The following is a 13,483-nucleotide window of genomic DNA, read 5'->3' as shown; positions in this document are numbered from 1 at the left end:
AAGACCACCAGACGTGTCACCGATGTCTTGATGCAGAACTGTCACCGATGTCCTGGGAGATGACAGTGCAACGAAACTCGACGACTGATTTTCACTAGAACAAGTGTTCGATCACGAGGTATGCTTCAAGGGTGGACTTCCAGGGAACCCTCTTCGCCCCCACCGACGACGAGACCACCGAGACGACCTACGAGCGGATCCAGCTGGACCGCGGCGCCTGGGTGGACATCGCTCGCGCCTGGCTGCCCGATCCCGACGCTGTCTTCGCGGCGCTGGTCAGCGATGTCCCATGGCGTGAGGAGCGGCGCCAGATGTATGACCGCGTCGTCGACGTGCCGCGGCTCCTGCACACCTACGGGCAGGGCGACCCGCTCCCCCATCCGCGGCTCGCCGAGGCCCGCGGCCGCCTCACCGCCCATTACCTGCCCGAGCTGGGCGAGCCGTTCGTGACGGCAGGCTGCTGCTACTACCGCAACGGCCACGACTCGGTCGCCTGGCACGGCGACAGGATCGGCCGGGGCCGCACCGCCGACACGATGGTCGCCATCGTCTCCGTCGGCGACCCCCGCCGCCTGGCGTTGCGACCCACCGGCGGCGGCAAGGGGATGAGCGTCGAGATGGGCCACGGCGACCTCGTGGTCATGGGCGGCTCCTGCCAGCGCACCTGGGAGCACGCCATCCCCAAGGTCTCCTCCGCCGGCCCCCGGATCTCGGTGCAGTTCCGGCCCCGCAACGTCTTCTGAGAGGCGGCTCTTAGGTAGGCCCCAGATGCGATCCGTACGCTGGTAGGAAAGGATGGGACTGACAGCCGACGCCTCTGGAGCCGCCTTGACTACCACCGCACCGCCCCTCGCCCCGCCGTCCGCGGAGGAGATCGCCAGGGCGAAGGAGATCGTCGGGCGGGTCAGCACCGCCTTCAGCAGCCGCGTGGTCGGCCAGGAGCGGCTCAGGACAGCGCTGCTGATCGCGCTGCTCTCCGAGGGCCACGTCCTGCTCGAGAGCGTCCCTGGGCTCGCCAAGACGTTGGCCGCGGCGACGCTGTCGCAGACCGTCGAGGCGAAGTTCTCCAGGATCCAGTGCACCCCCGACCTGCTGCCGAGCGACATCATCGGCACCCAGGTCTACGACCAGCGCAACCACGAGTTCGAGACCCAGCTCGGCCCGGTGCACGCCAACTTCGTGCTGCTGGACGAGATCAACAGAAGCTCCGCCAAGACGCAGAGCGCCATGCTCGAGGCGATGCAGGAGCGCCAGACGTCGATCGCGGGCCACATCCATCCGCTGCCGCGCCCGTTCATGGTGCTCGCCACGCAGAACCCGATCGAGGAGGAGGGGACGTACGTCCTCCCTCACGCGCAGATGGACCGGTTCCTGCTCAAGGAGATCGTCAACTACCCCAGCGACGCCGAGGAGCTCGTCGTCCTGGAGCGGATCGAGGCCGGCACGCTCGGCCCCGACCACGAGGTGACCCGCCCCGTCGCCGACCCCGATGACGTGATCTGGCTCCAGGAGCTCACCAAGCGCGTCTACGTCGACCCGGCGATCAAGCGCTACATCGTCGCCCTCGTCCAGGCCACCCGCAACGCCTCGCAGCTGCTCGGCCCGGAGACCGGCTCCTACGTCGAGATCGGCGCCTCCCCGCGTGCCTCGATCGCGTTCCTGCAGGCATCGCGAGCGGCAGCGCTGCTGCTCGGCCGTTCCTACGTCACCCCCGAGGACGTGCGCGAGCTGCGCCACAGCATCCTGCGCCACCGGCTCCACCTCAGCTTCGAGGCACTGGCCGAGAAGGTCCAGCCCGAGATGCTGGTCGACGCGCTGGTCCGGGCTGTCCCCAGCCCCTGACCGCCCGAGATCTGACACAGACGACATGGCGACGTACCTCCCCCGGATCCGCACTCGGCTGATGATCCATGCCCACCGCAAGGTCCTGGGCCTGCTCGACGGGGAGTACGCCAGCGTCCAGACCGGGCGCAGCATGGACTTCCACGACCTGAGGGAATACGTCCCCGGCGACGACGTCAAGGACATCGACTGGAAGGCGACGGCCCGTTCCCGGAGCCTGCTGGTCAAGCGGTTCACCGCCGAGCGCCAGCATCTGGTGCTGCTGGCGATCTCCACGGGCCGGAGCATGGCGGCGCAGGCGACCGGCACCACGACCAAGCGCGAGATCGCCGTCTTCACCGCCGGCCTGGTCGGCTGGCTGGGCGTTCGCCACGGCGACAAGGTCGCGGTCGCCTACGGCGACTCGGCGAGCCAGAAGCTCACCAAGCCCGCCGACACCGAGGTCGCGCTCGAGCGGGCGCTGGGGCAGGCCCACGAGGCGATCACCCCGGATGCCGCCGAAGCCGACATCGTCGCCGTCCTGCGCCACGTCGCCACCAACGTACGCCGCCGGGCGATCCTGCTCGTCGTCACCGACGAGCACTCGGTCAGTGACGAGATGGCCGCGGTCCTGCGCCGCCTCACCGTCCAGCACGAGGTCCTGGTCGCCGGCATCGACGACCTCGACCCCACCACAGCCGTGGCCGGTGGCGGCCCGACGGTCGACATCGACACCACCTCCGCGCTGCCGGGTTGGCTCAGCGGCGACGCTGTCCTCCAGGCGCAGTACGCCGAGCTGGCCGCCGCCGAGGAGCACGGCCTGCGCGGCACGCTGGACCGCCTGGGCATCGCCTACCAGCGGGTCCAGGACGACGCCACCGCCATCAGCGCGGTCTTCCACCTCCTGGAGAGGCACCGGCATGCGCGGCGGTAGCGTCCCAGAGGAGTTCCAGCAGCCCATCGCCCACTCCGGCTGGTGGCTGGTGCTCGCGCTCGCGCTGCTCGCCGCGGTGGCGCTCTACTACCTCGCGGTCATCCTGCTGACCCGCGAGCGCCGACCGGTGGTCGAGGTCGAGGTGCCCTGGGTTCCCGAGCCCCGCGATCTGCGTGCCGAGCACCTGGCCGAGATCGACCGGATCGAGCGGTCGGTGCACCGTGGCGACGTCCCGGCCCGAGTCGGCCACCAGCATCTGAGCCGCACGGTGCGCGACTACGTCGCCGAGGTCAGCCAGATCCCGGCGGACAAGATGGTCCTCGCCGACCTGAAGGCGACCGTACGCAGCGACCCCCGCACCCGCCCGCTGGCGATGGCGGTCGAGGTGATGTACCCGCCCGCCTTCGCCTCCGAGGAGGAGGGCAAGGCGGCCGAGCGTTTCCCAGAGGCGCTGGACCGGGCCCGTCAGGTGGTGACCACATGGACCTGAAGTGGCCTGTCGTCGGCGCGATCGTGCTGGTCATCACCCTCGTCGTGGTTGCGGCGATCGTCGTCCTCGCCGCCCGGGTGCATCGCCGCCCGGCCGACGCCGTGCTCGTCGCCCACACCGCCAGGCTGAGACGACTCCCCCGGTTCCGTGAGCTCGCGACCCAGCAGCGCTGGCTGTCCTGGTGGCAGACCGCGGGGATCGCGCTGGCGGTCATCGGGTGCATCTGGCTGATCGCGCGGCCGCAGACCACCGACATCACCCAGAACCGCTACTCCACCCGCGACATCGTGCTCTGCCTGGACGCCTCGACCTCGATGTTCGATGAGGACACTCAGGTCACCCAGGCCTACTCCCAGCTCGTCGACGGCCTCGACGGCGAACGAGTCAGCCTGGTCCTGTGGAGCGACGCCGCCGTCACGGTCTTCCCGCTCACCGACGACTACGGCTGGGTGCAGGACGAGCTCGCGCGGGCCGGCCGCGCCTTCGCCCTCGGCGACCAGGAGTACGTCGCCGGCACCTACCTCGGCAAGGAGCGCGCCTCCTTGATCAGCGATGGCATCGTCTCCTGCGTCAAGCGCTTCGACCTGTCCAACTCCGAACGCGGCCGAGCGGTCATCGTGGCCTCCGACAACGACCCCCAGGGCGGCCCGCCGGTCTACACGCTGCCCGAAGCCACCGAGTTCGCCAAGGAGCGCGACGTCCAGCTCTACGGCATCGGCTCCGCCGACCTCAGCTTCCACGAGGACAAGCGCGCCACCTTCGACAAGGCGATGACCGACACCGGCGGCACCTTCTCGCTGCTCGGCGACGACGGCTCCATCGACTCCATCCTGGCCGGCATCGACCGGCTCTCTGCCGACGAGGTCGTCGAGCCGCCGAAGTATCAGGTCCGCGACGCTCCCGGCTGGCCGATCGCGACGATCGTCGTCGGGGTCCTCATGTTGATCGCCGGGTGGGTCTACGCCCTGGTCCGCTCCGGGCGGCTGTCGCCGGGCTCGTCGTCCCGGTCGACACCAGCGGCGGCCCCGTCTCCGCGCCAGGCTCGACCGCCGAACGAGGTGGTCCGGTGAGCGCCCGGCGAGATGTTGACCGAGGTATCTCGGTGAGCGCGCGGCGGAATGTTCACCGAGGTAACTCGGTGAACGGTCGCTTCCTTGGCGGAGTTCCACGAAGGAAGTGCGGCCACACCGAGGTAACTCGGTCAGCATCCGAGGAGGCGGCGCCGTGAGCACTCTCGGATGGCAGATCCTGACGCTCGTACGCCGCGTGCTGATCGTGATCCTCACCGTCGTCGTCCTGGTGCGACCGAGCTGGGGCGCAGCGCCGGCGGAGATGCGTACGGCTGATCTCGATGTGCTCGTCGTGGTCGACCGGACGCGGTCGATGGTCGCCGAGGACGGCCCCGGCGGCGAGGCCCGGATGACGCAGCTCAAGAAGGACCTCAAGGCGCTCTCGGCGGCGCTGCCCTCGGTGCGCTTCGGGGCGATCACCTTCGGTGGGGAGGTCGTACGCACCGAGATGCCGTTCACCTACGACACCACCGCCTTCGACGCCTGGGTCGACGGGCTCTACGCCGAGCGTGCCTTCGACGGCTCCGGCTCGATGGTCGACGCTCCGCGCGAGGAGCTCGTCGAGACGCTCGAGCGCGACCAGGAGCGCTTCCCCGAACGGCGCCGGATCGTTGTCTTCGCCTCGGACGGTGAGAACACCCGAACGGGCGTCGACCAGCAGTCGTTCTCCGAGGTCGACGACCTCTCGGCGGGCGGCATGGTCCTCGGCTACGGCACCGAGGAGGGCGGCCGGATGCCCTGGGACGACGAGCGTCCTCAGGACGGCTACCTCAAGGACGGCGAGGGCCAGGACGCTCGCTCCCGGATCGACCTCGCGAACCTCCGCGAGATCGCAGGTCAGATGGGCCTTCAGACGGTTCACCGGACGACGAAGGAGACCAAGGAGATCACCACCGAGGCCTCCACCTGGGACTCCGAGATGCTCACCGAGAAGACCTCCGCCGGAGGTGATGTCTCCCGGGCCTGGATCTTCGGCTTCCCGCTGCTGGCACTCTTGCTGTGGGAGCTGTGGGGCCACCGTCGCCGCGGACACGAGGCCGAGGAGGTGCTGGCATGACCCTCACCGAGACACCGCTTGATCCCGTCGCGCCGCGGGGCCCGGAGCGGACCCCTCGCGAGCAGGTGCGACGTGCACTGCTGCTGGCGGGGATCCTGCCGGTGGTGATCGGGCTGGCATTCCTGCTGAAGGTGATCCTGATGGGCCACCACGACCGAGCCGGCCGTGACGCCTGGGACGTACGCGACGCCGCGACCGCGATGGAGCACTACTCGGCCAACCGCGAGCTCAACTTCCTGCAGCCGTGGATCGCCCACTTCGACGCCGGCAACGCGGCCTTCCTGCTCGGTGAGAACGCCCGCGCGGTCGCCTATTACGGCGACGCGCTGGAGCGGGTGCCCGAGAAGCACGAGTGCACCGTACGCATCAACATGTCGCTGACCCAGGAGGCGATCGGCGACCGCGCCCGCGACGCCGGCGACCAGCCCGGCGCGAAGGCCGCGTACGAGGAGGCGCTGGCCACGCTGAAGGAGGGCGACTGCCCCACCGATGCCGGCCAGGGCCCCGAGCAGTCCCAGCAGGGCGAGTCCGTCGAGGAGCGGCTGAAGGAGAAGCTGACCCCGAAGACGCCGATCAAGCCCGACAACCAGGACGACCCGCCCGAGCCGCCACCGAACGGTGACAAGAAGGAAGACAAGCTCGACCAGCGCAACGGCGACGGCGAGAAGTACCGTCGCGACGACGCCGACCTCGACGACTACGGCGGGTTCAGCGACGAGCCCCAGTGGTGACGACCAGTGGTGACGACCAGTGGTGACGGTCAGCGCATGAGGGTCTGGGACGGGAGCTCCTGGAACTGCGCCCGGTACGCCTGGGAGAACCGGCCGAGGTGGAAGAACCCCCACCGGGCGGCGATCTCGGTGACCGAGGTCGCACTCGCGTCGGCGGTGAGCAGGTCGGAGTGGGCACGATCCAGCCGGGTCCGCCGCCAGTACTCCAGCGGAGTGGTGTCGAGGTCGCGCTGGAACCCCTCCTGCAGCGTGCGGGTGGAGACGCCGACCTGCTGGGCCAGCTCGGCGACCTTCCAGGGGCGCTCCGGGTGGGCCTCGAGAAGGTCCACGGCCATGCGTACGGCCCGGGAGACACTGGGTGAGGCGGTCACGGAGGCGAGCCCCAGCGAGGTGTTGGCCTGCACGGTGAGCAGCCCACCGATGAGCGCCTGCTCGTAGGGAGCGGCGACCAGCGGCGAGCTCATCAGCGAGCCGCCGGCCTCGACGTTGTCGTAGGCCAGCCGGACCATCTTCAGCCAGTCACGCACCTCGGGGCGAGCCAGGTCCAGCGTCGGGTCGAAGACCACCGGACCGGATCCGCCGATGCCCGCGGCGGCCTCCTCGACGGCACTTCGCCGGATATAGACCTGCAGTTTCTCGCAGCCGTCGGACCAGAGCATGTCGACCGGTTCGGTCGGCGAGCCGATCGAGGCGCGGGTGCGGTCGGCGAGGACGACCTGCTCACCCACCTTGACCTTGGCGGTACCTGCGATCGGGAGCTGGATCAGGTAGAAGTCCTCGAAGGTGCCCGGAGTGATGCGCACCTCGTCGCCGTAGCGCATGTAGTTGAGCATCACGTCCTCACCCAGCGGCGCGGCGTTGTGGACCATGTCGAGATGGGACCCGGCCTTGGTCAGCGCCAGATAGTGGGCGCAGAATCGTTCGGCTACGGCTTCTCTGGCCTGGTCCACGTCGGTGGTGGCGACGACGGTGTGACGGCCCAGCAGGGGACGGGGCAATGGGGGCTCCTGGCGCGTGGCTCGATTGACCGAAGAGCGTAGCGGAGCAGATGCCGCCCGCCCCGGCTCTCGCCGCAATCACGGCCAAAGGTCCCAGGGTGAACGAGATGCCGGTCCCACCCATGAACACCGGCATCTCGTCCGAACTAGTGCGTCGCCAGCTTCTCGACGAGCCGGGGCGTGATGGAGGCGTACGCCTTCGGGTCGATCGGCAGCAGCCACTGTGCTGCCTTGGTCCGCTTGCTGACATCGAGTCCGACGTCGCTGAGGACCTCGTCGATGTTGTGCATGGAGAACGGGATGATGTTGGTGCCGCGAGCGTGGTGGCCGTCGGTGCGCTCCCGCAACCAGGCGACCCGCGAGGCCACTTGCGCCGCCATCTCCTCCACCGGCGGGACCTCGTGGCCGCCGCCCAGGTAGGAGCCGATCCAGACGGCGCTCATCTCGGCCGACAGCGGCGAGAAGAACGAGGAGTTGTAGCCGGCGAAGGTCAGGTCCTTCACGGTCAGCGGGAGGATCTGACGGTAGAGCTGGTAGTCGCCGTTGTCGTCGGTGAGCTGCGCCTGGATCTCCTCCGGGAAGAACGGGAGCTCCTGCTTGAAGCCGGTCGCGGTCACCACGATGTCGGCGGGCAGCGCCCGACCGTTGGCCAGCTCGGCGTACGCCTTGCCGTCCTTGCTCACGAACGCGGCGATCTCGGTGTCGCGCTCGACGACGATGTCACCGGCCTCGACGCCCTCGAAGAAGCCCTCGGTGGCCAGCGAGACCGTCGAGCGAGCGATGTCGGTGAACTGGCCCTTCGGCAGCAGGCCGAGCTTCTTCAGCTTGAGCTGGCCGCTGGTGACCGACTCGACGCTGCCGACCATCGAGCCGGCGACCTTCGAGCCGCCCGCGTGCAGGACCTTCTCGGCCCCGCGGATGCTCTGGTAGGGGAACAAGGCCTCCCCCAGGCGGGTCAGCAGCAGCATCTTGTAGTTGAGGACGCCCTTGATCTTGCGGGGCATCTTCCACAGCAGCTGCCGTGCGACCACGGTGGTCGAGGCCGCCTCCTTGGCGATCTCGACGGCGACGTCACAGGCCGATTTCCCGTAGCCGACGACCACGACGTCCTTGCCCTTGACGGTCTCCAGGTCGTGGAGCTCGCTCGCGGCGAGGATCCTGCCGCCGGCGGCCTCGAGGTCGTCGACCCCGTCGTACGCTGGGGCGAACGGCTCCGAGAAGACACCGCTGGCCACGATCAGGTGGTCGCAGTGCTCGGTCGTCTCGCCGTCGGTCCCCTCCGTGGCGCTCGACCCCGAGGTGATGGCCCAGCCGCCCCCTCCAGCCGGCTGGGCCTTCCGCACCTCGGTCTCGAGCCTGATCATCGGAGCGAGCTCGAACTTCTCGACGTACATCTCGAGATAGCACTGGACCTGCTCGCCGCGGAGCCACTCGGGAAAGACCTTGGGCATCCTCAGGTCCGAGAGCGTGTAGGAGTCCTTGTTGTTCTGCGTCGTCAAGCCCGGGTAACGACGGGTCCCGCTCCAGACGCCGCCGACGTCCGGCGCCTTCTCGTAGACGGTGACGTCATGACCGAGCTCAGTGAGCACCTTGGCCGAGGCAATGCCTGCGAACCCGGCACCGATGACCGCGATCTTCACTTTTCGGTTTCCTCTCGCAGTGGGGTCTGCGTGGTGGAAACGCTAGAGAGGTCGCCGGGCACCCGCTATCCACGTCGCGCGGCTGGTATCCGGTTTGCGCGACGGGTTCCTTGTCGGGTCCGCCTCAGCCGCGCAGCAGCTTGTAGGCGATGACCGCCGCGGCCACCACGGCGACACCGACGGCGATCTTCTTGCCGTAGTTCTTGACCAGCACCGGCATCACCGTCGCACCCAGGTCGAGCGCCTCGGGCGCCCCGCTGGTCGAGCCGCCCCCGCTGGTCGAGCCGGATTCGTGAGGTACGAACGAATCCGTGTCGAGACCAACACGGTGCCCTCCGGCGCTCGATGGGACTGTGTTGGTCTCGACACCGGCTCGCTGGCGCTCGCCGGGCTCGACCGACGGGGCAGCAGGCTCGACCAGTGGGGCAGCCGGGGCGGACTTCTGCTCCAAGCACGCGACGAACTGGCCGAGGAGCTTGTCGGAGACGTCCTGCATGACCCCGCGCCCGAACTGGGCCGGCTTGCCGGTGACGGCGAGGTCGGTGACGATCTCGACCTTCGTCCCGGTGCCTTCCGAAGCCATCGTCAAGGTGGCGTTGGCGCCGGCGGTGCCGTTGCCGCGCTTGTCGCGCCCCTTGGCCTCGACGACCAGGCGCCGGGCGGCCTCGTCCTTCTCGACGAAGGTGCCGGAGCCGGCGTAGACCATGGCGATCGGGCCGAGCTTCACCTTCACCGTGCCGGTGAAGGTGTCCCCCTCGGCCGAGGTGACCTGGGCTCCCGGGAAGCACTCGGCCATGGAGCCGATGTCCAAGAAGGTGTCCCAGGTCTCCTCGACCGAGGTCGGAACCGTGAACTGGTGCGTCAGGTCCACGCCTCAGCCCCCGAGCGCCTTGGTGATGGCCCGCCGGGTGAGCACCGTGACCAGGTGGCGCCGGTAGTCGGCGTCGCCGTTGAGGTCGGAGGGCGGGTCGGCGCCGTCCGCGGCCAGGGCCGCGGCGCTGCGTACGACCTCCTCGGTGGCGTGCTGCCCGACCAGCGCCTGCTCGACGCCGGCGGCACGCAACGGGGTCGAGCCCATGTTGGTGAGACCGATCGCCGCGCCCTCGATCACGCCGCCGGAGACCTTGAGGGTCGCCCCGACCGCGCAGATCGGCCACTGGTGGGCGACCCGGACGAACTTCTCGTAGTGGGCCGTCCATCCGGTGTGCTTCGGGATGCGTACGCCGATGAGCAGCTCGTCCTCGGAGACGGCCGTCTCGAAGAGCCCCTGGAAGAACTCCGCACCCGGGACGACCCGCTCCCCGGCCGGCCCGGCGATGACGAACTCGGCGTCCAGGGCAAGCGCCGGCGCTCCGAGGTCGCCCGCCGGGTCGGCGTGGGCGAGCGCGCCACCGAACGTGCCGCGGTGGCGGACCTGCTCGTCGGCGACCGTCGCCGTGGCACGCGCGACCAGCGCCGCGTGCTCGGCGACCAGAGGATCGGTCGCGACGTCGCAGTGGCGCGTCATGGCGCCGACGAGGATCGAGTCCCCCTCGTCGCGGACCCCCTTGAGGGAGTCGATGCGACCGAGGTCGATCACCCACTCGGGAGCGTTGAGGCGCATCCGCAGCACCGGCAGCAGGCTCTGTCCGCCGGCGATGATCTTGGCCTCGTCGCCGTACTGCGCGAGGGCGGCCAGCGCCTCCTCGACCGTCGTCGGGGCGACGTAGTCGAACGATGCGGGAATCACTGGACGTCTCCTTCCGTGCGGTCGACGTTCCCGGACATGCCCGTCGACGGATCGAAGTGTGCTGCGGCCGCGCCGGTGGTCTCGCCACCGGCCGAGCCCTCGTTGATCGCCCGCCAGACCCGTTCGGGCGTGCAGGGCATGGTGACGTCGTGGACACCCAACGGTCGCAACGCGTCGACGATGGCGTTGACCACCGCCGGGGTGGAGGCGATCGTGCCGGCCTCGCCAACGCCCTTGGTGCCGAGCGTGTTGGTGGTCGCGGGCGAGGTGGTGTGGTCGATGTCGAAGCTGATCGTGTCGGCGGCCGTCGGCAGCAGGTAGTCCACGAACGAGCCCGACACCAGGGTCCCGGCGTCGTCGTAGACCGCGTCCTCCCACAGCGCCTGAGCGATGCCCTGGACCAGGCCACCGTGCACCTGACCTGCGACGATGAGCGGGTTGATGATGTTGCCGATGTCGTCGCAGCAGACGTACTTCCGCATCTTCACCTGCCCGGTCTCGGTGTCGACCTCCATCGCGCACAGGTGGGTCCCGTGCGGGAAGTTGAAGTTCTCCGGGTCGAAGGTGGCCTCGGAGTCGAGGTTGGCCTCGACGCCGTCGGGCAGGTTGTGCGCGGCGAAGACCGCCGTGGACAGCTCGCCGATGGACATGCCCTGGTCGGTGCCGCGCACCGTCCACCTGCCGCCGGTGAACTCCATGTCGTCGACGCTCGCCTCGAGCAGGTGGGCCGCGATCGGCTTGGCCTTCTCGAGCACCTTGTCGGCGGCCCGCACCAGCGCCTCTCCACCCACGACCAGCGACCTGGACCCGTAGGTGTCATAGCCCTTGGCAGCGATCTGGGTGTCGCCGTGGAGCACCTCGACGTCCTCGAAGGCCACGCCGAGGCGGTCCGCCACGATCTGGCTGAACGCGGTCTCGTGTCCCTGACCGTGCGCGCTGGCCCCGGTGATGACCTCGACCTTGCCGGTCGGCGTCAGGCGCACCTGGGCGTGCTCCCACCCGCCGGCGCCGTAGTCGAGGCTGCCGAGGACCCGGGACGGTGCCAGGCCGCACATCTCGGTGAAGGTGGAGATGCCGATGCCGAGCTGGACCGGGTCGTTGTCGGCGCGCCGCTGCTGCTGCTCGGCGCGGAGCTCGTCGTAGCCGAACATCTCCTTCGCATTGGCGGTCGCGGCCTCGTAGTTCCCGGAGTCGTAGGTCAGACCGGCGATGGTCGTGAACGGGAACTCCTCGTGCGTGATCCAGTTCTTCTCCCGGATCTCGAGCGGGTCGACCCCGACCTCGGCGGCCAGCTCGTCCATCAGCCGCTCGATGGCGTACGTCGCCTCCGGCCGCCCCGCGCCGCGGTAGGCGTCGGTCCAGGTGGTGTTGGTGAAGACCGTCTGGCAGTTGAACTGGTAGGCCGGGAACTTGTAGATCGCGTTGAACATGAACGCGCCGAGGACCGGGACACCGCCGCCGACGATGGCGACGTACGCACCCAGGTTGGCGTCGAGCTCGACCTTGAGGCCGGTGACCTGACCGTCCCTGGTGGCCGAGAGAGTCAGCTTCTGGATCTGGTCGCGGCCATGGTGAGCGGCGAGAAGAGACTCCGAGCGGGTCTCGGTGTACTTCACCGGCTTGCCGAGCCGGCGGGCGATCGCGAAGACGATCATCTCCTCCGGCGTCTGCTGGAGCTTGCCTCCGAAGCCGCCGCCGACGTCGGGCGCGATCACCCGGATCTTCGACTCGGGCACGCCCGTGGTCGCGGCGAACGCGAATCGCAGGATGTGCGGGATCTGGGTGGCGCTCCACACGGTGATCTGCTCACCGGTCGGGTCGCAGACCACGCTGCGGGGCTCCATGAAGGCCGGGATCAGGCGCTGCTGGCGGTAGGTCCGCTCGATGACGATGCCGTCGCTCTTCGCGGAGGCGATGGCCTCGTCGACGTTGCCGCCGGTGCCGGCCTGGGCGCTGTCGAAGACCCACAGGGCGGACTTGTTGGTGCCGAGGTCGGGGTGGGCGAGCACCTCGTCCTTGACCGCCTCCTCGAGGGAAACGACCGCGGGGAGCTCCTCGTAGTCGACCTCGACCATCTCGGCGGCGTCGCGTGCCGCTGCCGCGGACCGCGCGGCCACGACCGCCACGATCTCACCGGCGAAGGTGACCCGGTCGACGGCGACCGGCGGGTGGGCCGGCGTCTTCTGGTCGGGCGTGATCGGCCAGGCGTTGATGCAGACGCCGAGGCTCTCGTCGAAGTCCTTGGCGGCCAGCACCGTCACGACGCCCTCGGATTCCTCCGCGGCGCTGGTGTCGATGCCGGTGATCCGGGCGTGGGCGAAGGGGCTGCGCACCATCGCCAGGTGCAGCATCCCGGGCAGGTTGATGTTGTCGGTCCAGCGGGTCCGACCGGTGATCAGGCGCGCGTCCTCCTTGCGGCGCCGGTCGCGGCCGATCTCGGTGGCCTGCTCCGGGCGGGCGTCTACGGCGGTCACAGCGCGTTCACCTCCGTGCCGGCGGCGTGCTGAACCGCCCGGACGATGTTGTGGTAGCCCGTGCAGCGGCACAGGTTGCCCTCGATCCCCTCGCGGATCTCGTCCTCGCTGGGCTGAGGGTTGCGCTTGAGCAGGTCGACGGACTGCATGATCATGCCTGGCGTACAGAACCCGCACTGGAGCCCGTGGCACTCACGGAACGCCTCCTGGACAGGGTGCAGGTCGCTCTCGACCGTGTCGGCGAGGCCCTCGATCGTGGTCACCTCGCACCCGTCGGCCTGGACCGCGAGCACGTTGCACGACTTCACCGAGTCGCCGTCGAGATGGACCGTGCAGGCGCCGCAGTTGCTGGTGTCGCAACCGATCACCGTGCCGGTCTTGCCGAGTCCTTCGCGCAGATACTGCACGAGCAGCGTCCGCGGTTCGACGTCGTCGGTGACCTTCATACCGTCGACGCGCATGCTGATCCGGGCCATGTTGTCTCCCTGCCAGACGTCACTGTTCTAGTCGAGCTGTTCGAGTCGAGCTGTTCGAGTCGA

13 protein-coding genes are annotated in these 13,483 nt (G+C 69.3%); 7 read left to right on the top strand and 6 right to left on the bottom strand.

The annotated features are described in order from the left end of the window. Nucleotides 1–131 precede the first annotated feature (131 nt). From IEY84_RS25270 to IEY84_RS25240, 7 genes are all read left to right on the top strand, one after another. Nucleotides 132–743: an alpha-ketoglutarate-dependent dioxygenase AlkB gene (locus IEY84_RS25270; RefSeq protein ID WP_183550044.1), complete on the top strand. Its 612-nt coding sequence runs from the start codon at nucleotides 132–134 to the stop codon at nucleotides 741–743. A gap of 85 nt (nucleotides 744–828) precedes the next feature. Continuing rightward, on the top strand, nucleotides 829–1,842 hold the full coding sequence (locus tag IEY84_RS25265; RefSeq protein WP_183550047.1) for an AAA family ATPase: 1,014 nt from the start codon (nucleotides 829–831) through the stop codon (nucleotides 1,840–1,842). A 25-nt stretch (nucleotides 1,843–1,867) separates the two neighbouring features. After that, nucleotides 1,868–2,755 (top strand): DUF58 domain-containing protein, encoded by an 888-nt coding sequence (locus tag IEY84_RS25260; protein ID WP_183550050.1) that lies wholly within the window; start codon nucleotides 1,868–1,870, stop codon nucleotides 2,753–2,755. Then, the gene (locus tag IEY84_RS25255; RefSeq protein ID WP_183550053.1) at nucleotides 2,742–3,245 is read left to right on the top strand and encodes a hypothetical protein; all 504 of its coding nucleotides are present in this window, start codon (nucleotides 2,742–2,744) and stop codon (nucleotides 3,243–3,245) included. The genes IEY84_RS25260 and IEY84_RS25255 overlap by 14 nt, the downstream gene beginning before the upstream one ends. Next, complete coding sequence (locus IEY84_RS25250; RefSeq protein WP_183550056.1) at nucleotides 3,236–4,315, top strand: VWA domain-containing protein; 1,080 nt, start codon at nucleotides 3,236–3,238, stop codon at nucleotides 4,313–4,315. The genes IEY84_RS25255 and IEY84_RS25250 overlap by 10 nt, the downstream gene beginning before the upstream one ends. Nucleotides 4,316–4,469: 154 nt before the next feature. Beyond that, nucleotides 4,470–5,372, top strand: a complete 903-nt coding sequence (locus IEY84_RS25245; RefSeq protein ID WP_183550058.1) for a vWA domain-containing protein — start codon at nucleotides 4,470–4,472, stop codon at nucleotides 5,370–5,372. Then, nucleotides 5,369–6,103, top strand: a complete 735-nt coding sequence (locus tag IEY84_RS25240) for a tetratricopeptide repeat protein (protein ID WP_183550061.1) — start codon at nucleotides 5,369–5,371, stop codon at nucleotides 6,101–6,103. The genes IEY84_RS25245 and IEY84_RS25240 overlap by 4 nt, the downstream gene beginning before the upstream one ends. Nucleotides 6,104–6,132: 29 nt before the next feature. Here IEY84_RS25240 and IEY84_RS25235 read toward each other — a convergent pair whose 3' ends face one another. The 6 genes from IEY84_RS25235 to IEY84_RS25210 form a co-directional block, all read right to left on the bottom strand. After that, nucleotides 6,133–7,101, bottom strand: coding sequence for an AraC family transcriptional regulator (locus tag IEY84_RS25235; RefSeq protein ID WP_183550064.1), 969 nt, complete (start codon nucleotides 7,099–7,101; stop codon nucleotides 6,133–6,135). A 146-nt stretch (nucleotides 7,102–7,247) separates the two neighbouring features. Beyond that, nucleotides 7,248–8,741 carry a flavin-containing monooxygenase gene (locus tag IEY84_RS25230; RefSeq protein WP_183550067.1) on the bottom strand — a complete coding sequence of 498 codons (1,494 nt, stop codon included), beginning with the start codon at nucleotides 8,739–8,741 and terminating at the stop codon, nucleotides 7,248–7,250. Between the two features lie 124 nt (nucleotides 8,742–8,865). After that, a complete protein-coding gene (locus tag IEY84_RS25225) occupies nucleotides 8,866–9,612 on the bottom strand; it encodes an SRPBCC family protein (protein ID WP_183550069.1) in 747 nt (248 codons plus the stop codon). A gap of 3 nt (nucleotides 9,613–9,615) precedes the next feature. Next, nucleotides 9,616–10,470 (bottom strand): FAD binding domain-containing protein, encoded by an 855-nt coding sequence (locus IEY84_RS25220; protein WP_183550073.1) that lies wholly within the window; start codon nucleotides 10,468–10,470, stop codon nucleotides 9,616–9,618. After that, nucleotides 10,467–12,944, bottom strand: a complete 2,478-nt coding sequence (locus IEY84_RS25215; protein WP_183550076.1) for a xanthine dehydrogenase family protein molybdopterin-binding subunit — start codon at nucleotides 12,942–12,944, stop codon at nucleotides 10,467–10,469. The genes IEY84_RS25220 and IEY84_RS25215 overlap by 4 nt, the downstream gene beginning before the upstream one ends. After that, nucleotides 12,941–13,420 (bottom strand): (2Fe-2S)-binding protein, encoded by a 480-nt coding sequence (locus tag IEY84_RS25210; protein WP_183550079.1) that lies wholly within the window; start codon nucleotides 13,418–13,420, stop codon nucleotides 12,941–12,943. The genes IEY84_RS25215 and IEY84_RS25210 overlap by 4 nt, the downstream gene beginning before the upstream one ends. Nucleotides 13,421–13,483 lie beyond the last annotated feature (63 nt).

This window comes from Nocardioides albus (genome assembly GCF_014648255.1).
Taxonomy (GTDB): Bacteria; Actinomycetota; Actinomycetes; order Propionibacteriales; family Nocardioidaceae; genus Nocardioides; species Nocardioides albus.
The sequence above is the reverse complement of the archived record's forward strand: the minus strand, read 5'-3'. Positions and strand labels throughout refer to the sequence as shown.